At 67.0% G+C, this 22,716-nt stretch carries 26 protein-coding genes and 1 pseudogene; 18 read left to right on the top strand and 9 right to left on the bottom strand.

What is annotated here, in order from left to right; all coding sequences use genetic code 11:
• Positions 1–8 precede the first annotated feature (8 nt).
• Genes rplF through G6N24_RS16830 form a run of 8 tightly spaced genes read left to right on the top strand, consistent with a single transcriptional unit; the run spans position 9 to position 3,731 of the window.
• Positions 9–548 carry a 50S ribosomal protein L6 gene (gene rplF, locus G6N24_RS16865; protein WP_085158480.1) on the top strand — a complete coding sequence of 180 codons (540 nt, stop codon included), beginning with the start codon at positions 9–11 and terminating at the stop codon, positions 546–548.
• Positions 549–550: 2 nt separating this feature from the next.
• A complete protein-coding gene (rplR, locus tag G6N24_RS16860) occupies positions 551–919 on the top strand; it encodes a 50S ribosomal protein L18 (protein WP_085158482.1) in 369 nt (122 codons plus the stop codon).
• A gap of 19 nt (positions 920–938) precedes the next feature.
• A complete protein-coding gene (gene rpsE, locus G6N24_RS16855) occupies positions 939–1,622 on the top strand; it encodes a 30S ribosomal protein S5 (protein ID WP_085158484.1) in 684 nt (227 codons plus the stop codon).
• Entirely contained in the window at positions 1,619–1,819 is a 201-nt protein-coding gene (gene rpmD / locus G6N24_RS16850) for a 50S ribosomal protein L30 (RefSeq protein ID WP_085158486.1), read from the top strand. The genes rpsE and rpmD overlap by 4 nt, the downstream gene beginning before the upstream one ends.
• Entirely contained in the window at positions 1,816–2,256 is a 441-nt protein-coding gene (rplO, locus tag G6N24_RS16845; RefSeq protein WP_085158488.1) for a 50S ribosomal protein L15, read from the top strand. The genes rpmD and rplO overlap by 4 nt, the downstream gene beginning before the upstream one ends.
• Before the next feature lie 57 nt (positions 2,257–2,313).
• Entirely contained in the window at positions 2,314–3,375 is a 1,062-nt protein-coding gene (locus tag G6N24_RS16840) for an IS110 family transposase (protein WP_163745548.1), read from the top strand.
• Positions 3,365–3,550, top strand: coding sequence for a transposase (locus G6N24_RS25910; protein WP_163745650.1), 186 nt, complete (start codon positions 3,365–3,367; stop codon positions 3,548–3,550). The genes G6N24_RS16840 and G6N24_RS25910 overlap by 11 nt, the downstream gene beginning before the upstream one ends.
• Positions 3,528–3,731 (top strand): hypothetical protein, encoded by a 204-nt coding sequence (locus G6N24_RS16830; protein WP_163745547.1) that lies wholly within the window; start codon positions 3,528–3,530, stop codon positions 3,729–3,731. Before G6N24_RS25910 ends, G6N24_RS16830 begins: the two co-directional genes overlap by 23 nt.
• Before the next feature lie 245 nt (positions 3,732–3,976).
• On the opposite strand, the gene G6N24_RS16825 is transcribed toward G6N24_RS16830, so the two are convergent.
• On the bottom strand, positions 3,977–4,903 hold the full coding sequence (locus G6N24_RS16825; RefSeq protein ID WP_085157786.1) for an LLM class flavin-dependent oxidoreductase: 927 nt from the start codon (positions 4,901–4,903) through the stop codon (positions 3,977–3,979).
• Between the two features lie 48 nt (positions 4,904–4,951).
• Between G6N24_RS16825 and sppA the strand changes: the two genes are divergently transcribed.
• A complete protein-coding gene (gene sppA / locus G6N24_RS16820; protein WP_085157788.1) occupies positions 4,952–6,742 on the top strand; it encodes a signal peptide peptidase SppA in 1,791 nt (596 codons plus the stop codon).
• A 63-nt stretch (positions 6,743–6,805) separates the two neighbouring features.
• Here sppA and G6N24_RS16810 read toward each other — a convergent pair whose 3' ends face one another.
• The 3 genes from G6N24_RS16810 to G6N24_RS25395 form a co-directional block, all read right to left on the bottom strand.
• Positions 6,806–7,720, bottom strand: a complete 915-nt coding sequence (locus tag G6N24_RS16810; RefSeq protein WP_085157790.1) for a class I SAM-dependent methyltransferase — start codon at positions 7,718–7,720, stop codon at positions 6,806–6,808.
• A 48-nt stretch (positions 7,721–7,768) separates the two neighbouring features.
• Entirely contained in the window at positions 7,769–8,761 is a 993-nt protein-coding gene (locus tag G6N24_RS16805) for a class I SAM-dependent methyltransferase (RefSeq protein ID WP_085157792.1), read from the bottom strand.
• 74 nt (positions 8,762–8,835) lie between these two features.
• Positions 8,836–9,033 (bottom strand): PE domain-containing protein, encoded by a 198-nt coding sequence (locus G6N24_RS25395; RefSeq protein WP_085157794.1) that lies wholly within the window; start codon positions 9,031–9,033, stop codon positions 8,836–8,838.
• A gap of 255 nt (positions 9,034–9,288) precedes the next feature.
• Here G6N24_RS25395 and G6N24_RS16795 point away from each other — a divergent pair, with 255 nt between their 5' ends.
• The gene (locus G6N24_RS16795) at positions 9,289–10,044 is read left to right on the top strand and encodes an SDR family NAD(P)-dependent oxidoreductase (protein ID WP_085158032.1); all 756 of its coding nucleotides are present in this window, start codon (positions 9,289–9,291) and stop codon (positions 10,042–10,044) included.
• Entirely contained in the window at positions 10,041–11,273 is a 1,233-nt protein-coding gene (locus tag G6N24_RS16790) for a zinc-dependent alcohol dehydrogenase (protein WP_085157796.1), read from the top strand. The genes G6N24_RS16795 and G6N24_RS16790 overlap by 4 nt, the downstream gene beginning before the upstream one ends.
• A gap of 390 nt (positions 11,274–11,663) precedes the next feature.
• Here the strand turns inward: G6N24_RS16790 and G6N24_RS16785 are convergent, their stop codons facing one another.
• Positions 11,664–12,311 carry a class I SAM-dependent methyltransferase gene (locus tag G6N24_RS16785; RefSeq protein ID WP_372514551.1) on the bottom strand — a complete coding sequence of 216 codons (648 nt, stop codon included), beginning with the start codon at positions 12,309–12,311 and terminating at the stop codon, positions 11,664–11,666.
• Between the two features lie 74 nt (positions 12,312–12,385).
• Between G6N24_RS16785 and G6N24_RS16780 the strand changes: the two genes are divergently transcribed.
• The gene (locus G6N24_RS16780; protein ID WP_085157802.1) at positions 12,386–13,246 is read left to right on the top strand and encodes a helix-turn-helix transcriptional regulator; all 861 of its coding nucleotides are present in this window, start codon (positions 12,386–12,388) and stop codon (positions 13,244–13,246) included.
• Between the two features lie 136 nt (positions 13,247–13,382).
• On the opposite strand, the gene G6N24_RS16775 is transcribed toward G6N24_RS16780, so the two are convergent.
• Positions 13,383–14,039 (bottom strand): L-fuculose-phosphate aldolase, encoded by a 657-nt coding sequence (locus tag G6N24_RS16775; RefSeq protein WP_085157804.1) that lies wholly within the window; start codon positions 14,037–14,039, stop codon positions 13,383–13,385.
• Positions 14,036–15,016 (bottom strand): NAD(P)-dependent oxidoreductase, encoded by a 981-nt coding sequence (locus G6N24_RS16770; RefSeq protein WP_085157806.1) that lies wholly within the window; start codon positions 15,014–15,016, stop codon positions 14,036–14,038. The genes G6N24_RS16775 and G6N24_RS16770 overlap by 4 nt, the downstream gene beginning before the upstream one ends.
• A 30-nt stretch (positions 15,017–15,046) precedes the next feature.
• On the opposite strand from G6N24_RS16770, the gene G6N24_RS16765 reads away from it, so the two are divergent.
• Positions 15,047–16,411: a xylulokinase gene (locus tag G6N24_RS16765; RefSeq protein WP_085158034.1), complete on the top strand. Its 1,365-nt coding sequence runs from the start codon at positions 15,047–15,049 to the stop codon at positions 16,409–16,411.
• Positions 16,412–16,463: 52 nt separating this feature from the next.
• Here the strand turns inward: G6N24_RS16765 and G6N24_RS16760 are convergent, their stop codons facing one another.
• Both G6N24_RS16760 and G6N24_RS16755 read right to left on the bottom strand, forming a co-directional pair.
• On the bottom strand, positions 16,464–17,129 hold the full coding sequence (locus G6N24_RS16760) for a GNAT family N-acetyltransferase (RefSeq protein ID WP_085157808.1): 666 nt from the start codon (positions 17,127–17,129) through the stop codon (positions 16,464–16,466).
• Between the two features lie 165 nt (positions 17,130–17,294).
• A complete protein-coding gene (locus tag G6N24_RS16755) occupies positions 17,295–18,200 on the bottom strand; it encodes a class I SAM-dependent methyltransferase (protein ID WP_085157810.1) in 906 nt (301 codons plus the stop codon).
• A 248-nt stretch (positions 18,201–18,448) separates the two neighbouring features.
• Here G6N24_RS16755 and secY point away from each other — a divergent pair, with 248 nt between their 5' ends.
• From secY to G6N24_RS16730, 5 genes and pseudogenes are all read left to right on the top strand, one after another.
• The gene (gene secY, locus G6N24_RS16750) at positions 18,449–19,774 is read left to right on the top strand and encodes a preprotein translocase subunit SecY (RefSeq protein WP_085157812.1); all 1,326 of its coding nucleotides are present in this window, start codon (positions 18,449–18,451) and stop codon (positions 19,772–19,774) included.
• Positions 19,771–20,310: pseudogene (locus tag G6N24_RS16745) on the top strand (adenylate kinase); the annotation flags it as partial. The gene secY and the pseudogene G6N24_RS16745, both read left to right, overlap by 4 nt.
• A 65-nt stretch (positions 20,311–20,375) precedes the next feature.
• Positions 20,376–21,176 (top strand): type I methionyl aminopeptidase, encoded by an 801-nt coding sequence (gene map / locus G6N24_RS16740; protein WP_085157814.1) that lies wholly within the window; start codon positions 20,376–20,378, stop codon positions 21,174–21,176.
• A 90-nt stretch (positions 21,177–21,266) separates the two neighbouring features.
• Positions 21,267–21,800 (top strand): sigma-70 family RNA polymerase sigma factor, encoded by a 534-nt coding sequence (locus G6N24_RS16735; protein ID WP_085157816.1) that lies wholly within the window; start codon positions 21,267–21,269, stop codon positions 21,798–21,800.
• A gap of 87 nt (positions 21,801–21,887) precedes the next feature.
• The gene (locus G6N24_RS16730; RefSeq protein ID WP_139822237.1) at positions 21,888–22,643 is read left to right on the top strand and encodes an anti-sigma factor family protein; all 756 of its coding nucleotides are present in this window, start codon (positions 21,888–21,890) and stop codon (positions 22,641–22,643) included.
• Positions 22,644–22,716: the final 73 nt, after the last annotated feature.

The raw sequence follows: 22,716 nt of genomic DNA, 5'->3' as shown, positions 1-22,716 counted from the left end.
GGGTAGTTATGTCGCGCATTGGTAAGCAGCCGATTCCGGTCCCCGCCGGCGTCGACGTCACGATCGAGGGACAGAACTTCTCGGTGAAGGGACCCAAGGGCACCCTGGATCTGACGGTCGCCGAACCGATCAGGGTGGCGCGCAACGAGGACGGCGCGATCGTGGTCACCCGCCCCGACGACGAACGGCGCAGCCGCTCGCTGCACGGGCTGTCGCGCACCCTGGTGTCCAACCTCGTCACCGGCGTCACTGAGGGCTACACCACCAAGATGGAGATCTTCGGCGTCGGCTACCGGGTGCAGCTCAAAGGTTCCAATCTGGAGTTTGCGCTGGGCTACAGCCACCCCGTGGTGATCGAGGCCCCCGAAGGGATCACCTTCGCGGTCCAGACGCCGACGAAATTCACCATCTCCGGGATAGACAAGCAGAAGGTCGGCCAGATCTCGGCGAATATCCGCCGCCTGCGTCGTCCCGATCCGTACAAGGGCAAGGGCGTGCGTTACGAGGGCGAGCAGATCCGCCGCAAGGTCGGAAAGACGGGTAAGTAGTCATGGCGCAATCAGTTTCCGCGGCCCGGCGGGCCGCCCGGCTGCGCAGGCACGCACGGCTGCGCAAGAAGATCTCCGGCACCCCGGAGCGCCCCCGGCTGGTGGTGCACCGGTCCGCGCGGCACATCCACGTGCAGCTGGTGAACGACATCAACGGGACTACGCTGGCCGCCGCGTCGTCCATCGAGGCCGATGTGCGCGGGGTGGACGGCGACAAGAAAGCCCGCAGCGTGCGGGTCGGCCAGTTGATCGCCGAGCGCGCCAAGGCGGCCGGCATCGACACCGTCGTGTTCGACCGGGGTGGGTACACCTACGGCGGACGGATCGCGGCGCTGGCCGATGCCGCGCGCGAGAACGGATTGAGTTTCTGATGAACGGAGGGACCGCATAATGGCGGAGCAGCCGGCTGGCGCCGGAGACACCCGCGGGGACAGCCGCGACGCGCGAGGTGACGGCCGTGGCCGGCGCGACGGGGGTGGCCGTGGCGGCCGTGATCGGGACGGCGAGAAGAGCAACTACTTGGAACGGGTCGTCGCCATCAACCGCGTCTCCAAGGTGGTCAAGGGTGGCCGCCGATTCAGTTTCACCGCCTTGGTCATCGTGGGTGACGGAAACGGCATGGTCGGTGTCGGCTACGGCAAGGCCAAGGAAGTCCCAGCCGCGATCGCCAAGGGCGTCGAGGAAGCGCGCAAGGGCTTCTTCCGGGTGCCGCTGATCGCCGGCACCATCACCCACCCGGTGCAGGGCGAGGCGGCCGCCGGCGTGGTGCTGTTGCGTCCGGCCAGCCCGGGTACCGGTGTGATCGCCGGTGGTGCGGCCCGCGCGGTGCTGGAATGCGCTGGGGTGCACGACATCCTGGCCAAGTCGCTGGGGAGCGACAACGCGATCAACGTGGTGCACGCCACCGTGGCCGCGCTGAAGCTCCTGCAGCGGCCCGAGGAGGTGGCTGCCCGCCGCGGACTGCCGATCGAGGATGTCGCGCCTGCCGGGATGCTGAAGGCGCGGCGGGAGAGTGACGCGCTGGCCAGTGCGGTCGCGGCACGAGAGGCCCAAACTTCGGGGGCACAACAATGAGTCAGCTGAAGATCACCCAGGTGCGCAGCACCATCGGGGCGCGGTGGAAGCAGCGCGAGAGCCTGCGCACCCTGGGCCTGCGGCGGATTCGCCACTCGGTGATCCGCGAGGACAACGCGGCGACCCGCGGGCTGATCGCGGTGGTGCGGCACCTTGTTGAGGTCGAGCCCGCAGAGTCCGGAGGTAGTACGAAGTGACCATCAAGCTGCACGACCTGCGGCCCGCGCGCGGGTCGAAAACCCCACGTACCCGCGTCGGCCGGGGTGACGGCTCCAAGGGCAAGACGGCAGGCCGCGGCACCAAGGGCACCAAGGCGCGCAAGAACGTGCCGGTGACCTTCGAGGGCGGGCAGATGCCGATCCACATGCGCCTGCCCAAGCTCAAGGGCTTCCGTAACCGCTTCCGCACCGAGTACGAGATCGTCAACGTCGGCGACATCGACCGGCTGTTCCCGCAGGGCGGCGTCGTCGGCGTGGACGACCTGGTGGCCAAAGGGGCGGTTCGCAAGAACTCTCTGGTAAAGGTCCTCGGCGACGGCAAGCTGACCGTCAGCGTCGACCTGTCCGCGCACAAGTTCAGCGGCAGCGCGCGCGAGAAGATCACCGCCGCCGGCGGCTCAGCCACCGAACTCTAGGAGCGCGAGCAGCCGCAAAAGCCCCCGCACGCCCGGCGTAGTAAGAGAGCTATGCCGATGAATGTTGATCAGAAGGACGCCCTCCTGGTGTCGTTGACGGGCTTGGAATCCCAATACATCCAGGAGGGCGTCATGGTTCAGGGTAGTGGTCTGTCGCGCGGTGACAAGCGGCGCAATGCCAGGTTGGCTCGGTTGCGGGAATTGGTGCCGGCCAGCAACGCGATTTTGGCGATCGATTTGGCCGATGAGAAGCAGGCGGTGGTGCTCTGCGATCATGATTCGCGGGTGCTGGCCCGTCGCACGGTGAAAGCCAAGGCGTGGCGGCTGGGCCCGGTACTGGCGTGGGCGCGCCAGGAGGCGCGCAAGCATGGTTTCGCTGATGTGACGGTGGGTTGTGAACCGACCGGGCATCGCTGGCGGGTGCTGGATCAGCTTGCTGCCCAACAGGATATGGCGTTGGTGTGTGTGCAGCCGCTGCTGGTTGGGCGGGCCCGCGAGACCGAGGACTACACCCGAGATAAGACCGATCACAAGGATGCGGTGCTGATCGCGCGGCTGGTGGCCCAGCTGGACTGCTATGTCCCCGAGCGTGCCGACGAAAGCTGGGCGCAGCTGCGCCAGTTGGGCGCCTATCGGGACCGGCTGATCACCACAGCCACCGCGGCCATCCAGCAGCTGCGCGATCTGCTGGAGTGCGCCTGGCCGGCGGTGCTGACCGCGGCCGCCGACCCGTTTGACTCGATCACCTGGTGTGCGGCACTGGCGGTGGTGCTGGAGCGTTGTGATGGCCGCCCGCAGCGGCTGGCCCGGCTCGGCCCGACGCGGTTTGAGCAGGCGGTACGCCGGGAGTTCGCGCGCTGGGGGGGAAGGCGGGGGCCCCGGCGGCGCATCCTGACCGCGGTCTTTACCGCGCTGACCGATCCGGCCGGGGTATTGGCGCAGCGCCTGGGTGCGCTGCAGCGCGCCAAGTGGGTGCTGGCCGATTGGCGCGCCACCAAGACCCGCTTGGCCGAGGTGGAGACCCACATGGTCGCCATCCTCGATGAACTCGGGTTGACCGAGCTGGTCAGCAGCATCCCCGGCGTCTCGGCACTGGGGGGCGGCCGCCATCCTGGCTGAAACCGGCGACCCCACCCGCTTCGATAGCCCGCGCGCGCTGGTCAAACACGCCGGGCTGTGCCCGCGGGAGAACGCCAGCGGCACCATGACGGGCCGGTCGCGGATCTCCGGGCGGGGGCCGGCCCCGGCTGCGGCTGGCGGCCTGGCGCGCCGTGTGGGGCGCCCTGCCGAATAACCCGGTAATGGCCGCCCGCTACCGGCATTTGACTAGCCGAGAGCGCAATCCGCTCAAAGACGGGCAAGCCCGAGCCGCTATCGCGGCCGCGCTGCTGCGCTGGATACATACCATCGTCACCCGCCGGGTGACCTGGGACGCCGCCATCGCCGGCCCCACCGAGCTGCCCGCAGCTGCCTAACCTCACCCACCCCGAACCAACCGAATGAAATAGGTTGGGGCCAAGCTCCACTCGGCGTAGAGGACCACCTCGACCGACACCATGAGCAGGCCCCGCCCATTCCTCACCGAACTCGATTGCACGCTGTCGGGGCATCACGAACCCCGGTTGATCGCTACGTAGAGACGAGGAACGGGCAGGCCCCCCAACCCCTTGACAAAAACCCCTTACGTTGGTGTCGGGGGCTTTTGCGACTGCTCGCGCAACTAAGTCAGCTGTGGGATCACTTCTGCGGCAAGGCGTTCCATCTGTTCGCGGTTCTGTGCGACGTCGGGGCCGACGGGATTGAGCAGCAGCATCTGGGCGCCGGCGTCGATCACTTCGTGCAGCCCGCGGGCTACGTCGCCGGGCTTGCCGGACACCGAAACCGCTTCGATACCGGGCATTTGGCCATAGATGCGCCGCAGCCCGGCGAGTGCGCGCTCACGGGCCCGGGCGGGGTCGTCGTCAACGATCAGATAAACCCGCTTGCCGATGGTGAAGTGCGCCGGGTCCTTCTGCTGTTCGGCAAGCTCACGGCGCACGGTGGTGACGGCTTCGGCGAAGGCTGCGGTGGTCGCAGAGCCCGCGCCGAGGAACGCGTCGCCGTGACGGACCGCCCTGGCCAGTGCTTTCGGCGCAAGGCCCCCGAACCAGATCGGCGGGTGCGGTCGCTGGACAGGCTTCGGCTGGATAGGCAGGTCGTCGACAACACGGAAGCGGCCGTGAAATGTCACCCGGGGCTGGTCGGACCAGGCGGCCTTCATCAGTTCCAAGCCTTCGGTGAAATAGCTGATGTAAGAGTCCTTTTCCACCCCGAAAGCGGCGAACCTGCGACGGCCACCGCCCGGTGCGACACCAACATCGAGCCGTCCGTGGCTGAGCCGATCGACCGTACTGGCGGCCGAGGCGAGCTGCAGCGGATCATGCAGTGACGTCACCAGCACGGCCACACCGAGCCGTAGCCGCTGGGTGCAGGCCGCGCAATACGCCAGCAGCTCTAGCGGCGCCAGTAGCGGCGCGTCGCCGATGATCTGCTCGAGCACCCAGCCTCCCTCAAACCCGAGCTCCTCAGCGCAGCCGAGAAACGCGCGCAGCCCGGCGTCGTCGAAGCTGCCGGAGTCGAGTTGGGGGATAGCGATGGAGAGCCGCATTTCTCCACCGTACGGTGGCCGCGGGTAAGGCATCGGTACGCTGCGATTATGTTCGGTTTCCTGTCATTCCTTCCCGGTGTGGATGACGTGCGTGCGCTGGCCAGTCGCGTCGATACCGCCCGTCACCACGGCGTTCCCAACGGCTGTGTGCTCGAAGTAAACCTGCGGTCCGTGCCGCCGGAGTCGACGGGATTCGACCCGGTCGCGATCGTCACCGGGACCGGCCGGCCTTTGGCGCTGCGCGCCGCCGTCGCCGCCATCCACCGCGCGGCCGAAGACCCGCGGGTCGCGGGGCTGATCGCGCGGGTACAGCTCGCAGCTTCGCCGGCCGGAGCGGTGCAGGAGCTGCGCGAGGCCATCACGGCCTTCAGCGCCGTCAAGCCTTCGCTGGCCTGGGCCGAGACCTATCCAGGCACGATGTCCTACTACTTGGCTTCGGCGTTCGGTGAGGTCTGGATGCAGCCCTCGGGCAGCCTCGGGCTGGTCGGCTTCGCCAGCAACGCCATGTTCCTGCGTGACGCGCTGGACAAAGCGGGAATTGAAGCCCAGTTTTTCGCGCGCGGCGAATATAAGTCGGCGGCGAACCTTTTCACCGAGGACGGCTTCACCGACGCGCACCGCGAAGCGGTCACCCGGATGCTGGAAAGTGTGCAAGACCAGGTGTGGCAGGCGGTGGCCAAGTCGCGCGATATCGATGCCGGTGCGCTCGACGAGCTGGCCGACCGGGCTCCGCTGTTGCGTGACGAGGCCATCGCGTCCGGTCTGATCGACCGGATCGGATTCCGCGACGAAGCCTATGCCCGCATCGCGGAATTGGTTGGTGTGGAAGGTATTTCACCGGATAACCTGGCCACGAGCGAAAAAGCTCTGCCACGGATACACCTGGCGCGATACGCACGTTCTGCCCGGCCCCGCCTGGCGCCGCCGGTGCCGTCGATTCCCGGCCACCGACCCAAGCCAACCGTCGCCGTGGTCAGCCTCGAAGGGATGATCGTCAACGGACGTGGGCCGCAATTCTTGCCGTTCGGCCCCTCGGCCGTCGGCGGCGACACCATCGCCGCGGCGCTGCGGGAGGCTGCCGCCGACGATTCGGTGTCCGCCATTGTGCTGCGGGTGGACAGTCCCGGCGGCTCGGTCACCGCATCGGAGACCATCTGGCGTGAGGTGGTAAGGGCCCGTGAGCGTGGCAAGCCGGTGGTGGCGTCGATGGGTGCGGTCGCTGCCTCCGGCGGCTACTACGTTTCGATGGGCGCCGACGCGATCGTTGCCAATCCGGCCACGATCACCGGTTCGATTGGTGTGATCACCGGAAAGCTGGTGGTTCGAGACCTCAAGGAGCGGCTGGGCGTCGGGTCAGATACCGTGCGCACCAACGCCAATGCCGACGCCTGGTCCGTTGACGCCCCTTTCACACCGGAGCAGCAGGCCCACCGCGAAGCCGAGGCGGATTTGTTCTACAACGACTTCGTGCAACGCGTCGCCGACGGTCGCAACATGAGCCCCGAAGCCGTGGATGTCGTCGCGCGAGGCCGAGTCTGGACCGGTGCCGACGCGTGCGAACGCGGCCTGGTCGACGAACTCGGGGGGCTTCGAACCGCGGTGCGCCGCGCGAAGGTTCTGGCCGGTCTGGACGCAGACGCCGACGTTCGCATCGTCAGCTACCCGGGCTCTTCGCTATGGGACATGGTGCGGCCGCGCCCGTCGTCACAGCCGGCAGCGGCGTCGCTGCCGGATGCGGTGGGCGCGCTACTTGTCCGCTCGGTGGTCGGGATCATCGAGCATGTCGAGGGGGCACTGAGCGGTGCCAGCGTGCTGTGGCTTGGGGAGTCGCGCTTCTAGCGGGTGGACCAACCCCATGGTGGCGACCCGCTGCTCCCGGCTGCGCCGGGCTTGCGATCGCCACTAACCGGTCAAGCGGCCGCTGATGAAGATGATTTCGCCCAGCGGGTCATCGTCTTCCGGGGCGGGAACTTCCAAGCCGTTGCGTCTGAACAGCTCGGCCCGGGTCACACCCTCGACGTCCCACCCCTTGCCGCGCAAATAGTCGACGACGTGATTGCGGTCGCCGGTGTAGACCAGCGAACCCATGTCGATGTCCAAGCCGTGAGCGCGAAACGAGCCCGACATCTCCCGTGCCCGGTCGACATCGAAATCCACTATGCCAGGGACAAATTCGGTGGCGACCGCGCTGCCCGGAGCGCTGAGCACGGTAATGTTGTCGAACAACCGGTCTTGAGCGTCCGGCGGCAAGTAGATCAGCAGTCCTTCGGCCAACCAGGCAGTGGGTGCGCTGGTGTCCAAGCCGGCCGCTTGGAGCGCCGCCGGCCAGTCACCGCGCAGGTCGATGGGAATGGGGCGCCGCGTTGCAGTGGGCTCGGCACCGATACCGGCCAGGGTGGTTGTCTTGAATTCGATCACCTGGGGTTGGTCAAGTTCATAGACCACGGTCCCGTCGGGCCACGACAGTCGATAGGCGCGTGCGTCCAGCCCGGAAGCCAGGATCACTGCCTGACGCACGCCGCGGGCCGTGGCGTCGCCAAAATAGTCGTCAAAGTACTTGGTGCGTACCGCCATTCCGTCGACCATCGCCTGGGCTCGTACCGACGAACCGTTCTCGATCGCCTCGAGATCGAGCTCGCCATCCATCATCTTGTTGAAGAAATCCACCCCAACCGCGCGCACCAATGGTTCGGCAAACGGATCATTGATCAAACCGCGGGGATCCTTGGTCGCCATTGCGCGTCCGGCCGCGACCATAGTGGCGGTGGCGCCGACGCTGGACGCCAAGTCCCAGTTGTCGTCGTGGGCGCGCGCCATGCCTGTCCCATCTCTGCGGTTATCGCCGTCATCGCGTCGTCGGGGAGCTCAAGCCCGCTGTGAGCGTACCTCAGCTTGTGGTGGTTCGGCTCGGGTGTTCCGGTACAGCGTGGCGCTGACATAGAACAAGTCAGGTACGGGAATGTCCTCGTCTTCGACTTGTGGAAGCCCGTTGGCTGCGAGGAGTTCCTGAGCGTCGGCCTCGCTCACCAGCCAGCCATGGTCGGACAGGTAGGCCGAGGCCTCGTTGCGGTCGCCGAAGTACACCAGCCCCTCCATGTCGATATCGAAACCGTGTGCGCGCCAAGGATCGAAGAGGCTCTTTATGTATGCCCTCACCCGTTCTTCGTGATCGGGCTCGATTTGGTGCACGCATTCGGTGGCGAACCTGCTGCCGGGCGCGCTGAGTGCGGTGACGGTATCCAGCAGACGGTCCTGCGCCTCCGGCGGAAGGTAGCCCAGCAGGCCCTCAGCGCTCCACGCGGTGGGCTGGCTTGGGTCGAAGCCCGCCGCGCGCAACGCGGTGGGCCAGTCCGCGCGTAGATCGATGGCCACTACCCGCCGGCCGGCGGTGGGAGTGGCGTCCAGCTCCGCGAGGGTGCGGGTCTTGAACTCGATGACTTGCGGCTGGTCGATTTCGTAAACCATGGTCTGCGCCGGCCAGGGCAGCCGGAAGGCGCGGGAATCCAGTCCCGAAGCCAGGATGACGGCTTGCCTGATGCCCGTGTTGGTCGCGTCCAGGAAGAACTCGTCGAAGACCTTGGTGCGGACGGCCATGTTGTCGACCATGCGCCGCACCGACGCGTTCGGGCGGTCCGGGTCGTCGATCTCTGCAGGCGTCAGCTCCCCGCTCGCCAGCCGGGTTAGCAGGTCCATGCCCACCGCCCGGACCAACGGTTCGGCGAACGGATCGTTGATCAGCGGGTTTTCGGCGTGGGTCGCTATCGCTCGTGCTGCCGCGACCATCGTCGCCGTGGCCCCGACGCTTGATGTCAGATCCCAGGTGTCTCCGTCGTGCCTGATAGAGTCGGTCGCCGTCATGTGGTGCCCCTGTCCTCACCCCAGCTAATATTTAGCAAATATAAAAAATCTGGCTGCGGCCGTGGCCTGGCCGACTACGCCAACACGTTCGTCAACCCATGGGCACCCGGAATGCCCAACAGCAGCCCGCCGGAGCCGGCGGTGCCGTCGGCGCAGCACCTCGGTGGTGGGGCGGCTGCGGCTGCGTCGGCCGCGTTGATCGCCGATCCGATGCCGGCCAAATCGTGTGCCGCGGCCCCCATCAGCTCGGGTGTGGTGATCACAAATGACATCGGGCCTCCCAGTGTCGGTGCCGGCCAATTGACCCGCAGGCTAGGACCCGAGGGCGGGTATCTTCAACGAAACCCGCCCTCACCAGCGATCTTTAGGGATTCGGCAGGCCAATCCGGCGGCACGGTTGCGACCCTGGGTGCGCGGTTGGGCGATCTCTGAAACCTGTTCGGCCGCGCACGCCCAAATCGACGAGTTTCTGCCAAACCGGTGTCGCGCGTGGATATTCACGGCAACCTTGAACCATGTCGCGCATCATGACCGGCAAGCGAGTGCTCATCACCGGCGCTTCCTCAGGGGTGGGGGCCGCCTTGGCCAGGCAGCTGGCGGCCCAGGGCGCGGTGGTGGGGCTAATCGCACGTCGGCGGGATCGGTTAAGCGAGGTGTTGGACGAGTGCCAGATGACGTCGCCGGACTCGGCGATGTGGGTGGCCGACTTGGGCGACACCGCCACGGTCGGCCGACTGGCGCTGGCCGCGTGGCACGCACTGGGCGGCATCGACGTGCTGGTGAACAACGCCGCCGTTCCGAAGCGCCGGGCCGTCACCGCGCTCAAGCCGGACGAGGTGGAGGCCGTCATGCGGGTCAACTTCGCCGCCCCGATGCGGCTGACGCTGGCCCTGCTGCCGCGGATGCTGGCGCGCGGATCGGGCATGATCGTCAACGTTTCCAGTGTGGCCGGCCGGCTGGCCATTCTTCATGAATCTGCATACTGCGCAAGCAAATTCGCGCTATGCGGTTGGAGTGAAGCGCTGGCCGTCGACTTGGCGGGTACTGGAGTCTCGGTGAAGTTGATCGAGCCGGGTCCGGTAGATACCGAGATTTGGGATCGCCCGGACAATGACGAACCCAGCTACCGTGGACCCAAGGTCGCGGCCGACGAGGTGGCCGAGGGGATCATCGCGGCGATGAGCAGTGACCGCTTCGAGCACTATCTCCCCAACCTGAAACCGATTGTCGACGCCAAGAATGCCGACCTGGACGCATTTATCGCCGGCGCGGCGCGGCAATGAAGGCTCTGGTCTACGGCGTGCCACCGGAACCATTCGAGGTTCCCGAAAACTCTAGCCTGCTTGCGAAGAATCTGAGCCGCACCCCGACGGCGCTTCGGCTGCTGCCCGATCCCACACTGCCACACCAGGATTGGGTCATTACTCGGCCCCGATTGACCGGGATCTGTGGGTCGGACTCCAAGCAGATCCTGATGGATTTCGGCGAGGGTGACGCCGATAACGCGATGGCGGCGTTCTGTTCCTTCCCGCAAGTCATGGGCCACGAGGTGGTTGCAGACGTGGTCGAGTTAGGCCCCAAGGCCCGAGGGCTTCACGTCGGCCAGCGCGTGGTGCTCAACCCGTGGCTGTCGTGCCGGCCGCGCGGCATCGAGCCGCCATGTCCGGCCTGCGAAAGCGGCGACTACAGCCTGTGCTGGAGCTTTGCCGACGGCGACCTCAAGCCCGGCATCCATACTGGGGTGTCGGCCGATGCTACCGGCGGATATGCCGAGTTGATGCCCGCCCACGACAGCATGTTGTTTGCGGTCCCGGATTCCGTGCCGGACGAAGCCGCGGTATTCGCCGACCCGTTCTCGGTGTCCCTGCATGCGATCACCCGCCATCCGCCGCCCAGCTCCGGCCGAGCTCTGGTGTATGGCGCCGGCACGCTCGGGTTGTGCGCGGTCGCGATCCTGCGGGCGCGGTATCCGGACGTGGCGGTGGCCGTCGTCGCACGCTTCCCGGCCCAAGCGGAGCTGGCCCGGCGGTTCGGGGCCACGAAAGTCCTTGCGCACGAACCACGTCTGGCCATCATCGAGGAGCTGGTCGCCTGGGGCGGCGGCCGGCTGCGGCAGCCGTTGCGGGGTCTGCCAATGGCCCACCCAGGTGCGGTTGACGTGGCGTACGACACCGTCGGCAAGCCCGAGACATTCGAAGTCGGGGTGCGGGTGCTGACCTCGCGCGGGACGCTGGTCAAGGCCGGCGTCCATGCGCCTGGGCGGTGGGAGTGGAGCCCGCTGTACTTCAAAGAGATCAGCTGGGTCGGCTCCAACGCCTTCGGCATCGAGGAGGTCGACGGGCGTCGCCAGCACGCCATCGCCCACTATCTTGATCTGGCCGCCGACGGCCGAATCGACCTGCGTCGCATGCTCACTCATACGTTCCCGCTGGAGCGATGGCGCGACGCATTCCTGGCAATCGCCGACCAGGGTCACAGTGGCGCGGTCAAGGTGGCCTTCGACCAGCGCTGAGTTGTCCATGGTTCGGCTCCGCTGGCCGACTGTCTGCAAGCGGGCATCTGTTTGAACTTTGACTTGGCGTTCGCCACGCGCAACCGCAGGGACTTCGATCGGGTTGCGGGCTTACGCCTGATCGACATCGCTGCCGGTTAGGTTGTCCAGCACGAGGTTTCGCGACGGTCAGGGGCGATGGCAATCGGCCGCGGCCAGGTCGCCGATCAGTTGCTCGAGAATAGCCTCTTGGTGTATCGAGGTGCGGTGGCACGCGTAGAGAGCGTCCACCGACCGCGATCGACCGCCGTGTGAGCCATATCGGCTCACTCGGCGGCGCGGCGCTCCATCGCGCGGCCGGCGCTTGACCGGCCAACGGCAGGTTAAGGACAAGCACGCGAGACGTCAGCGTTAGCTCGGGCGTGTGGCCTGATAGTAGGTGAGCGGCCCGAGCACGCGGTGCCGCTGAGTGGCGACTTCCGTGCAGTCCAACCCGGCGGTACGCAGCAGGCGTGCAATTGCGTCGCCGAGGTTGCCGGCTACGTGGCGGCTGCGCCGGATCATCCGCGCGACCAGGCCGACGCGGGTGTTCATGTCGCCGCCGATGTCAACCAGGTGCAGTCTGCCGCCGGGACGCAAGACACGGTAAATCTCGGCCGCCGCTGCGGTTTTCGCTTCGTCGCTGAGATGGTGCAGCATCATCGACGACAGCACCCGGTCGAATTCGGCGTCGGCGTAGGGCAACTGCTGAGCGTAACCGCTTTCGAAGCGAATCCGGGTCAACCGGCCCGCCTTTCGCCGCGCCCGTCGTAGTGCCCGCGGGTCTGGATCGGATCCGACCACTTCCGCCTCGGGATGGGCATGCTTTACCCGTGTGGTGAGATTGCCAGTGCCGCAGCCAATTTCCAGGACGCGTTGGTGGTCCGCGATTTCCGCCTGGGCGATGAGAGTCTGATGGACGTCGTTGAAGCCCAACAGGCGGGTGAGCAGGTCGTAGCTGGGAAGCAGTGCGTCATGTCCGGCCGCGGGGAGGTAGTCATGTGGATGATGTTTGGTCACATATTCGATGGTGAACCGTTGCTTGGCTCTAGAATTAGGTGATCCTCGCCCAAAGTAGGACTATCTTTGGCTAAATGACGCAAGCCGCTCGACTGATCCGCCACCGCGGGGGCGTGCCCGTCTATGAGTATCGAACCGATCCGGGTACGCCTCCGGTATCGGTGGTCCGCGGCGGCCGTAACCAACTGCCAGAACGTGGTCGCCACATTCACGATTTCCCGGCGCTGTGGTACGCCGCCGCGGCGGGCGTGGTGTACGTGGCGGCCGCGGGAGAGGTGCTCGACCCGAGGCAGCTGGACCACCCCGATTCCGGGGTAGCGGTGTTCTTCGATCCCGCTGCTCTTGGTGAGGACGCGCGCTCACCCTGGCCGTCGTGGCGGGCGCACCCGCTGCTCTTCCCGTTCCTGCACGGCCGTCCGGGAGGGATGCTGCGCCTCGAGGTGCCCAGGGATCGGCGACCGGCGTGGGATCACGCGATCCGGTCGATCGAATCGGAGCTGGCCGCGCGGCAGGAAGGCTATCGACAGGCGGCGCTGGCGCACTTGACGGTGCTGCTGATCGAGCTCGCGCGGCTGGCTCGCGACGTGGTGGCCGACCTGCGGCGCCGCGGTGAACCGTTATTGGCCGAGGTGTTCGCGGTGATCGACCGACGCCACACCCAGCCATTGTCGCTGCGCGACGTCGCCGGCGAGGTCGGCATGACGCCCGGACACCTGACCACCGTCGTGCGCCGCCGCACCGGGCGCACCGTGCAGGAGTGGATCATCGAACGCCGGATGGCCGAAGCTCGCGAACTACTGGCTGAGACCGATCTGCCGGTCGCGGAGATCGCCAGACGGGTCGGGGTGCCCGATCCCGGGTACTTCAGCCGACAGTTCAGCCGGACTCATGGCACCTCGCCGCGCGAGTGGCGTGGCCGTGTTGTCAGAGCGTAAGGGCGCCAATAGATCCGACATCTGGTAGAGCAATCGGTGTGATGGCGCCCCGGTCAGGCTTGGCGTGGCGGCGACCGTGAACCACACGACGCGTCACGCGGGTGTGTCGCGTCGCGAGATTCACACTGGCGACTGGCTACCTAGGATTAGCGCGCAAGTAAGTGTACACGGCGGCGAGGTTGCGGTTCACGTCCTCGGGAAGGGGGACCGGACCGCCGAGAGCGCGTGCGCCCCAGACAATTTGGGAAGTACGCTCGACCAGCGCGGTGATGTGCAGCACCTTGTCGGGCCGGGGCCCGACGGCGACCAGACCGTGGTTGGCGATCAGCGCGGCGCCGCGGCCGTCCAGCGCCTTCACCGCGTTGATGCCGACCTCGGGTGTGCCCGAGGCGGCGTACTCGGTGCAGCGAACGTCCCCGCCGCAATAGACGGCGAACTCGTCGATGCAGGCCGGGATCGGCTCGTGTGCAATCGCGAACATGGTCGCCCACACGGGATGGCTGTGAATGACGCTGCCGATGTCGTCGAACGCCCGGTAACACGCGAGGTGCAGCTTCATCTCCGTCGACGGCATGCGACCGTCTTTGGCTTGCAGCACAGCGCCTTCCGGGTCGACCAGCACGAGGTCGTCGAGCTCCATGTCCGCGTAGTCGACCGACGAAGGGGTGATCACCAGGTTACCGTCGGAGCGCCGGGCTGAGATGTTGCCCGCCGTTCCCTCGACCAGCCCCCGGCGCAGCATGTCCTTGGCCGCGGCGAGTACCGCGGCCTCTGGATTGTCGACGAATGTCATGAGCCGAGCACCTCCGGGTTGACGATATGGGCTGGCTTGTTGCCGGATAGCAACGCCTCCAGGTCGTCGGCGACCATCTGCGCCTGCCGCGCCTCGGTGTTCCACGTCGCCCCACCGATGTGCGGGGTGAGGACGACGTTCGGCATGCCCGTCAACGGATGGTCGGTCGGCAGCCACTCGCCGGCGAAATGGTCCAGCCCGGCGGCGGCGACCTTGCCGGTGCGCAGGGCCGCGATGAGTGCGTCGGTGTCATGAAGCTGGGCCCGGGCGGTGTTGAGGAAGACGACGCCGTCGCGCATGGCGGCGAACTGCTCGGCCCCAATCATGCCGGTGGTGTCGTCGGTGACCGGGGCGTGCAGCGAGACGATGTCGGCCTCGCCCAGCAGCTCGTCGAGGCTATGACGGGCCTCCTCGTTGTATGGGTCGTAAGCGATGACCCGCAACCCCAGCCCAGACAGTCGCCACCGCAGAGCACGGCCGACGGCGCCCAGGCCCACCAGCCCGGCGGTGCGTCCTGCGATCTCCCAGCCGCGGAACCGCTGATAGGGGATGATACCGTCGCGAAATATGTTGCCGCTGCGGACATCCGCGTCCGCTGTTAGCAGGTGACGGGTGGCGGCCAGCAGCAGGGCCAGCGCCATTTCGGCCACCGCGTCGGCGTTTCGGGCCGGGGTGTTCAGCACCGGGATGCCGGCCGCGGTGGCACCGGGGATGTCGACGTTGTTGGGATCGCCGCGGGTGGCGGCGATGGCGCGCAAGTCCAGTTCGAAGACCGGGCCGCTCACCGAGTCGCTTTCCACCACAACGACATCGGCGGACTCGGAGCTGATTCGCTCGGCCAGCCGCTCGGCGCTGTAGATCCGCAGCGGGGTCGCATCGATCCACGGGTCGTACACCACGTCGGCCAGCTCGCACAGCTTGGTGAACCCAGGTCCCCGCAACGGGGCGGTAACCAGGGCACGCGGTCGCGACGTCACGAATTCCAATGCTGGCGTACGGTGGCGCTCGTGTCACGCGAAGACGTCACTGTCGGGATCGACATCGGCACCACCGCGGTCAAGGCGGTAGCCGCCGACGAGGACGGCCACGTGACCGCACGGGCGCGTATTCCGCACCGGCTGCGGGTGCCGGCCCCCGATCGGCTGGAGCACGACGCCGACGAGGCTTGGCGGCGTGGGCCATTGGCGGCGCTGGAGCAGCTGTGCCGATCCCTGCCGCAGGGGCCGAAGGCGGTGGCCGTTTCGGCGATGGTGCCGTCGATGACCGCCGTCGATTCCTGGGGCCGGCCCATCACGCCGGGACTGCTGTACGGCGACAGCCGCGGCCGGGTGCCCGCGGCCCCGGAAGAACGGGCACAGCCGCTGCCAACGGCAGGGGAGGCCACCGAGTTCCTGCGCTGGACGGCCGCGCAGGCGCCGCACGCGGCCGGGTACTGGCCGGCGCCGGCGGTGGGTAACTACGCGCTCGCGGGCGAGGCGGTGATCGACTTCGCCACCGCCATCACCACGCTGCCGCTGTTCGATGGGACGGCCTGGGACCCCGCGGCATGCGCCGACTGCGGTGCTAGCGCCGACCGCATGCCACGGGTGGAGACGTTCGGGGTGGCGGTGGGGCAGGTCCACGGAACCTCAGGGACGGACGCCCTATTGGCGACCGGCGCCATCGATGCCCTGTGCGAACAAATCGTGGCCGGTGCCGACCGCGACGGTGACGCGCTGGTGATGTGTGGCACCACCCTGATCGTGTGGACGACCGTGTCCGAAGCCCGGCAGGTGCCCGGCCTGTGGACCATCCCGCACACGGCCGCCGGCAAGAATCAGATCGGAGGTGCCAGCAACGCCGGCGGATTGTTCCTCGACTGGGTAGATCACGTTGTCGGACAAGGTGATCCAGTGGTCGCCCACCCGGGGCGGGTGCCGGTGTGGTTGCCGTACATTCGCGGTGAGCGCACGCCGTTCCATGACCCCGATCGCCGCGCCGTGCTCGACGGTTTGGATCTGACCCACGACACCGCAGCCATCCGCCGGGCCGCCTACGAGGCGTCCGGCTTCGTCGTTCGCCAGCTCATCGAGCTCAGCGGGGCGCCCGTGGCGCGCATCGTGGCGACGGGCGGCGGGACCCGGGTGCGGCCCTGGATGCAGGCCATCGCCGACGTAATCGGCCGGCCGGTGCAGGTGTCGGCGGTGGCCGAGGGGGCGGCACTGGGCGCGGCCTTCCTCGGCCGCATGGCAGCTGGTTGGGAATCGTCGATCGCCGACGCCGAGCGGTGGGCCCGCGTCGCCCGCGTCGTTGAGCCCGAGCCTGCCTGGGCGGACGCTGTCGAGCACCGCTATCGCCGGTTTCTGGAGTTGGGGGCGTCGCAGTCGGCCTAGGCCGACTGCCCGACTCCGTTCTCGCGCCGTCCCAGCGCTCGCCGTCGTCGGGCTAGCCGGGGTTGGCCGCGGGCGCGCGGGCGACCATCGGAACGGCGGGGAAACACCACGCCATCTCCGACCGACATTTGCGCAGCGCGGCGGTGCCGTAACCCTTCTTGCGGTGCTCGGGGTGGATCCAGATCCGCACGTCCACCTCGCCGTGGACCAGTTCGCCGAACACCAGCCCGACCTTCTGCCCGGAATCGACCGCCACGAACCACGCGGCCTCTTCGTCGTCGATACGTTTCATCGCCGCACGGATCTCTTGGTCGACGCTGCCCGCCGGGCCGCCGGATCCGTCGCCAGCGGCGCCCATCTCCTCGGTGCGCGCGGCGAAGATGTCGCGGTCCTCTTCGGCGGAAAACGGGCGAAGCTCGAGGGTCTCGCCCGAGCTAGCCGGACGCTCTCTAAGGGTGAAGCTGAGCTGTTTGTTCAGGTCGTCAAGCTCGGCGAGGATCTTCTCGCGCGCATCCTGGGTGAGCTGGTCGAAGGACATGCTCATTACTGCTTCGGCGGCTAGGTGGGAGGTGCCGAGCAAGGTCACTATCGACTCGACCGCAGCGGCCTTGTTCTTGGCCTCGACGATGGCGTCGGCGACCTCATGCCGGCGTTCCAGCGCGGCGAGCAGGGCGTCTGCGATCTCTCGACGGGCTGCGGTCTGGTCGTGATCTGTCATTGCATAAGCGTAGAACGAGACCGCGCGTATCGCGCCACCGCTCTAGGCCGACTGCCCGACTCGTTTCTCGCGCCGTCCCGGCGCTCGCCGTCGTCGGGCTAGTCACCTTTCGGTCGGCGCAACACCGCGCCAAGCGCGGCACGGCCAATACGGCGGTGCCGCGTCCTATCCCAGCGTTGCGGTAACGGTGACGACGTTGCGGAGCTGGGACATCTCGTCGTCCGGGAAGACCCGACCGTAATCGGTGAACAGCTCCCGGCGTGGCCTGGTGGTCACCCGCCAGCCTCGACCGGTGAGGTAGTCGACGACATTGCTGCGCTCACCGTCGTAGAACAGCCCCGACAGGTCGATGTCACAACCCAAGTTGACCCAACGCTGATTGAACTCTCGGGCGCGTTCAGTCATCGTGGGGCCGGAGTCGGGGTGGTATTCGGTGGCCAGGCGGCTTCCTGGCGCGCTGAGCGCGGTGATGTTGTCGAAGAGCCAATCCTGGGCTTCGGGCGGAAGGTACATCAGCAAGCCTTCCGCGCTCCAGGCGGCGGGTTTCGCATCGTCAAATCCGCTGTCGCGCAACGTGGCCGGCCAGCCGTCGCGCAGATCGACGCCGACCGTTCGCCGGTCCGCCGCCGGAACGGCGCCCAGGGTCGACATCGCGGTGGTCTTGAACTCGACAACCTCGGGCTGATCGAGCTCATACACCACACTGCCGCTCGGCCAGGGCAGCCGGTATGCCCGAGCGTCGAGGCCGGCGGCCAGAATCACCGATTGGCGAACGCCGCCGCGGGCGGCGTCGAGGAAGAACTCGTCGAAGAAGCGGGTGCGCACCGCGATCGAATCCGTCACCATCTGCAAGTCGCGCTCGGCACCGTCGGCCGCCCAAGCAGCGAGTTCGCCGTCGACCAGGCGGGTGAAGAAGTCGAGGCCGACTGCCCGCACCAATGGCGCCGCGAACGGGTCGTTGATGATCGGGCTGGCCTCCTCGTTGGCCAGCGCGCGGGCGGCGGCGACCATCGTGGCCGTGGCACCAACGCTCGAAGCCAGATCCCAGCTGTCTCGAGGGGTACGTGTCATGGTTCTCCTAGGTCGGCTCGGCCGAGAGGCCAGTCCGACCTTTCGTGCGCAAAATCTCTTACTTAGCCAATATAACGAGCTGGCCGAAACTGTACACCTCGCCTACGGCACGGCGGCGGCCGGGAAAGGGCCTACCCGGGTCGGCTGTTAGTCTCGTACACGGTTTGACGCGCGACGCCGTACGTCCTTGCCTGCGGGTTGGGCGCGTGACGCGGGACCCCCGGAATGACCCAGCCGCAGGAGGAAGAGTGCTCTCGGCTTTCATCTCATCGCTGCGAACAGTCGACCTGAGACGGAAGATCCTCTTCACGCTGGGCATTGTCATCCTCTACCGCGTCGGTGCCGCGCTGCCGTCGCCCGGTGTCAATTTCCCGCACGTGCAGCAGTGCATCAAAGAGGCCAGCGGTGGCGAAGCCGGACAGATCTACTCGCTGATCAACTTGTTCTCCGGCGGCGCGCTGCTCAAACTGACGGTGTTCGCGGTGGGCGTGATGCCCTACATCACCGCCAGCATCATCGTGCAGCTGCTCACGGTGGTCATTCCCAGGTTCGAAGAACTGCGCAAAGAGGGCCAGGCCGGTCAGGCCAAGATGACGCAGTACACGCGCTACCTGGCGATAGCGCTGGCCATCCTGCAGGCCACCAGCATCGTTGCGCTCGCGGCCAACGGCGGGCTGCTGCAGGGCTGCTCGCTGGACATCATCGCCGACCAGAGCATCTTCACCCTGGTCGTCATCGTGATGGTGATGACGGGCGGTGCGGCGCTGGTGATGTGGATGGGCGAGTTGATCACCGAACGCGGCATCGGCAACGGCATGTCGTTGCTGATCTTCGTCGGCATCGCCGCCCGCATTCCTGCCGAAGGGCAGAGCATCCTGGAAAGCCGGGGCGGGGTCATCTTCGCCGCCGTCTGCGCGGCCGCGCTGATCATCATCGTCGGCGTGGTGTTCGTCGAGCAGGGCCAGCGCCGTATCCCGGTGCAATACGCCAAGCGCATGGTGGGCCGGCGCATGTACGGCGGAACGTCGACGTATCTGCCGCTCAAGGTCAACCAGGCCGGCGTTATCCCGGTCATCTTCGCGTCCTCGCTGATCTACATTCCGCACCTGATCACCCAGCTGATCCGCAGCGGTAGCGGCGGTCTGGGTAACAGCTGGTGGGACAAATTCGTCGGCAGCTACTTGTCCGACCCGGGCAACGCGGTCTATATCGGCATCTACTTCGGGCTGATCATCTTCTTCACCTACTTCTACGTGTCGGTGACCTTCAACCCCGACGAGCGTGCCGACGAGATGAAAAAGTTCGGCGGGTTCATTCCGGGCATTCGGCCGGGACGGCCGACCGCCGACTATCTGCGCTTCGTGCTGAGCCGGATTACCCTGCCGGGCTCGATCTACCTAGGCGTGATCTCGGTGCTGCCCAACCTGTTCCTCCAGATCGGCAATGGTGGAGCGGTGCAAAATCTACCCTTCGGGGGTACGGCGGTTCTGATCATGATTGGCGTCGGCTTGGATACGGTCAAACAGATCGAGAGTCAGCTCATGCAGCGCAACTACGAAGGGTTCCTCAAGTGAGAGTCGTTTTGCTGGGACCGCCGGGGGCGGGCAAGGGGACGCAGGCGCAGAAGCTGGCCGAAAAGCTCGAGATCCCCCAGATCTCCACCGGCGAGCTGTTCCGGCAAAACATCGACAACGGCACCAAGCTCGGCGTGGAAGCCAAGCGCTACCTGGATGCCGGGGACCTGGTGCCCTCCGACCTGACCAACCAACTCGTCGACGACCGCCTCGACAATCCCGACGCGGCCAACGGATTCATCCTGGACGGGTACCCACGCTCGCTCGAGCAAGCCAAGGCGCTGCACGACATGCTGGGACGCCGGGGCACCGACATCGACGCGGTGCTGGAGTTCCGCGTGTCCCAAGAGGAGTTGTTGCAACGGCTCAAAGGGCGCGGCCGCGCCGACGACACCGACGACGTCATCCTCAACCGAATGAAGGTCTACCGCGACGAGACCGCGCCCCTCTTGGATTACTACCGCGATCAGCTCAAAACCGTCGATGCCGTCGGCAGCCTGGATGAGGTCTTCGCCCGCGCGCTGCGGGCCCTAGGGGTGATCGCAAGCCCGGCGGAGCCGGGTGCGGCGGGTCGCCGCTCATCACAGCTGGGACGGTAGCCATGCGCACCCTGGTACGACTCCGAAGTCGCAGAGTCGTGCCACAGCGCACCCCCGACGAGCTCGACGCGATGGCCGCGGCCGGCGCCGTCGTCGCCGCCGCGCTGGAAGCGGTGCGGGCGGCCGCGGTCGCCGGGGTATCCACCCTGAGTCTCGACGAAATCGCCGAATCGGTGATCCGCGAAGCCGGTGCGACACCGTCATTCCTGGGCTATCACGGTTACCCGGCGTCGATCTGCGCCTCGGTCAACGACAGGGTGGTGCACGGCATCCCGTCCGCCGCTGAAATCCTCGCACCCGGCGACCTGGTATCCATCGACTGCGGCGCGGTCCTGGACGGCTGGCACGGCGATGCCGCGATCACCATTGGGGTGGGCACCCTGATCCCCGCCGACGAGGCGCTGTCGCTGGCGACCAGGAAAGCGCTGGAGGCCGGAATCTCGGCGATGATCGCCGGAAACCGACTGACCGACGTCGCCCATGCCATCGAAACCGCCACGCGCGCCGCCGAGGTTCGCTACGGGCGAGCGTTCGGGATCGTCGATGGCTACGGCGGACATGGCATCGGCCGGCAGATGCACATGGATCCTTTCCTCCCCAACGAGGGCGCCCCGGGGCGCGGCCCCCTGCTGGCCCCCGGTTCGGTGCTCGCCATCGAACCGATGCTGACGCTGGGAACCCGTAAGACGGTGGTGCTCGACGACAAATGGACGGTCACCACCGCCGACGGGTCCCGGGCGGCACACTGGGAACACACCGTGGCGGTGACCGAGGGCGGACCCCGCGTGCTCACGCGGGCATAACGCGATCACGGGCAAAAACGACGTGGTGTACCCGCGGCGGGGCTGAACTAAACATCTACTCCACTCGTGTCAGTAGCGGGAGGTGATCGAGTGGCCCGCGTAGCCGGCGGTGCGGCTGCAGAAGCCGCTCTCATGCGGGCGCTCTACGACGAGCATGCCGCGGTGTTGTGGCGCTATGCACTGCGGCTGACGGGCGACGCCAGCCAGGCGGAGGACGTCGTCCAGGAGACGCTGCTGCGGGCGTGGCAGCATCCGGAAGTGATCGGCGATACGGAGCGGTCGGCACGGGCGTGGTTGTTCACGGTCGCTCGCAACATGATCATCGACGACCGGCGCAGCGCACGGTTCCGCAATGTCGTCGGCTCGACCGACGAGGAAGGCGCGCCCGAGCAGTCCACGCCGGACGAGGTGAACGCGGCGCTGGACCGGCTGCTGATCGCCGACGCGATGGCCCAGCTGTCCGCCGAGCATCGCGCCGTGATCGACCGGTCCTACTACCGCGGATGGACCACCGCCCAGATTGCATCAGACCTAGGAATAGCGGAGGGAACAGTGAAGTCGCGATTACACTATGCCGTGCGGGCATTGCGGCTCACTCTGCAGGAACTTGGAGTCACACGATGACGGCAATGCTTATTTTTGGGGGCCATTCCGGTCCCATCCGCACGGCTGTCGGCTCCGAATGCTTGAGGGTGACAGGAGATGAATGACATGACGACGCCGCTACGAGGACTTGGCCCGCCCGGCGACTACGGGGTACGTAACGTGTCGACGGGTGGTAACCACCCCTATGCGATGTGGGATGCCGCGTACGTGTTGGGGTCGCTGTCCGCCGCCGATCGCCGCGAATTCGAGGCACACATGGCCCATTGCCCGGCGTGCCGGGAGGCCGTCGCGGAACTCTGTGGTGTGCCGGCGCTACTCTCGCAGCTCGACCGTGAAGTCGTGGCCGCGATCAACGAGTCCGGCGCCACGGCCGCAACACCTCCGGTGTCGCCGGAGCTACTTCCGTCGTTGCTGGCAACGGTGCGTTGGCGTCGTCGCCGTAGCCGCATAACGACGTGGCTGGCCTCGGCCGCCGCGGCCGTGGTGCTGGGGATCGGTGTGTTGGTGGGCGTTGCGGGCCACTCCGGGACGGCCCCGCAACAGGCGACCGTGTCCGCACAGCCGATGGCACAGGTTGGGACGAACCTGCTGACCTCGACGGTTTCACTAACCAGCCAGCATTGGGGGACGTTCATCAACCTGCGATGCGTCTGCCTGGCTCCGCCGACTGCTCACCACGACACGCTGGCGATGGTCGTGGTGGGTCGCGACGGTAGCACGACCCGGCTGGCGACCTGGGTGGCCGAGCCCGGACACACAGCGACGCCGGCCGGCAGCATCTCAACACCGGTCGACCAGATCGCCGCCGTGCAGGTCGTTGCCGCTGATAGCGGACAGGTTCTGCTGCAGCGCTCGCTGTAAACCGTGCACCGGAGGTGAACTGAACGCGCTTGCGCGTCGTGTTACAGGCATCGTCTCGATTAGCCCCGCGACG

The sequence above is a fragment of the Mycobacterium lacus genome (genome assembly GCF_010731535.1).
Classification (GTDB): Bacteria; Actinomycetota; Actinomycetes; order Mycobacteriales; family Mycobacteriaceae; genus Mycobacterium; species Mycobacterium lacus.
Note: the sequence above shows the minus strand (reverse complement) of the source record. Positions and strands in the feature narration are given on the sequence as shown.

Coding starts and splice junctions, on each gene's coding strand:
- rplF (WP_085158480.1), top strand. CDS start 9: ATGTCGCGCATTGGTAAGCAGCCGATTCCGGTCCCCGCCGGCGTCGAC.
- rplR (WP_085158482.1), top strand. CDS start 551: ATGGCGCAATCAGTTTCCGCGGCCCGGCGGGCCGCCCGGCTGCGCAGG.
- rpsE (WP_085158484.1), top strand. CDS start 939: ATGGCGGAGCAGCCGGCTGGCGCCGGAGACACCCGCGGGGACAGCCGC.
- rpmD (WP_085158486.1), top strand. CDS start 1,619: ATGAGTCAGCTGAAGATCACCCAGGTGCGCAGCACCATCGGGGCGCGG.
- G6N24_RS16840 (WP_163745548.1), top strand. CDS start 2,314: ATGAATGTTGATCAGAAGGACGCCCTCCTGGTGTCGTTGACGGGCTTG.
- G6N24_RS16825 (WP_085157786.1), bottom strand. CDS start 4,903: ATGCGGCTCTCCATCGCTATCCCCCAACTCGACTCCGGCAGCTTCGAC.
- sppA (WP_085157788.1), top strand. CDS start 4,952: ATGTTCGGTTTCCTGTCATTCCTTCCCGGTGTGGATGACGTGCGTGCG.
- G6N24_RS16810 (WP_085157790.1), bottom strand. CDS start 7,720: ATGGCGCGCGCCCACGACGACAACTGGGACTTGGCGTCCAGCGTCGGC.
- G6N24_RS16805 (WP_085157792.1), bottom strand. CDS start 8,761: ATGACGGCGACCGACTCTATCAGGCACGACGGAGACACCTGGGATCTG.
- G6N24_RS25395 (WP_085157794.1), bottom strand. CDS start 9,033: ATGTCATTTGTGATCACCACACCCGAGCTGATGGGGGCCGCGGCACAC.
- G6N24_RS16795 (WP_085158032.1), top strand. CDS start 9,289: ATGACCGGCAAGCGAGTGCTCATCACCGGCGCTTCCTCAGGGGTGGGG.
- G6N24_RS16790 (WP_085157796.1), top strand. CDS start 10,041: ATGAAGGCTCTGGTCTACGGCGTGCCACCGGAACCATTCGAGGTTCCC.
- G6N24_RS16780 (WP_085157802.1), top strand. CDS start 12,386: ATGACGCAAGCCGCTCGACTGATCCGCCACCGCGGGGGCGTGCCCGTC.
- G6N24_RS16775 (WP_085157804.1), bottom strand. CDS start 14,039: ATGACATTCGTCGACAATCCAGAGGCCGCGGTACTCGCCGCGGCCAAG.
- G6N24_RS16760 (WP_085157808.1), bottom strand. CDS start 17,129: ATGACAGATCACGACCAGACCGCAGCCCGTCGAGAGATCGCAGACGCC.
- G6N24_RS16755 (WP_085157810.1), bottom strand. CDS start 18,200: ATGACACGTACCCCTCGAGACAGCTGGGATCTGGCTTCGAGCGTTGGT.
- map (WP_085157814.1), top strand. CDS start 20,376: ATGCGCACCCTGGTACGACTCCGAAGTCGCAGAGTCGTGCCACAGCGC.
- G6N24_RS16730 (WP_139822237.1), top strand. CDS start 21,888: ATGACGACGCCGCTACGAGGACTTGGCCCGCCCGGCGACTACGGGGTA.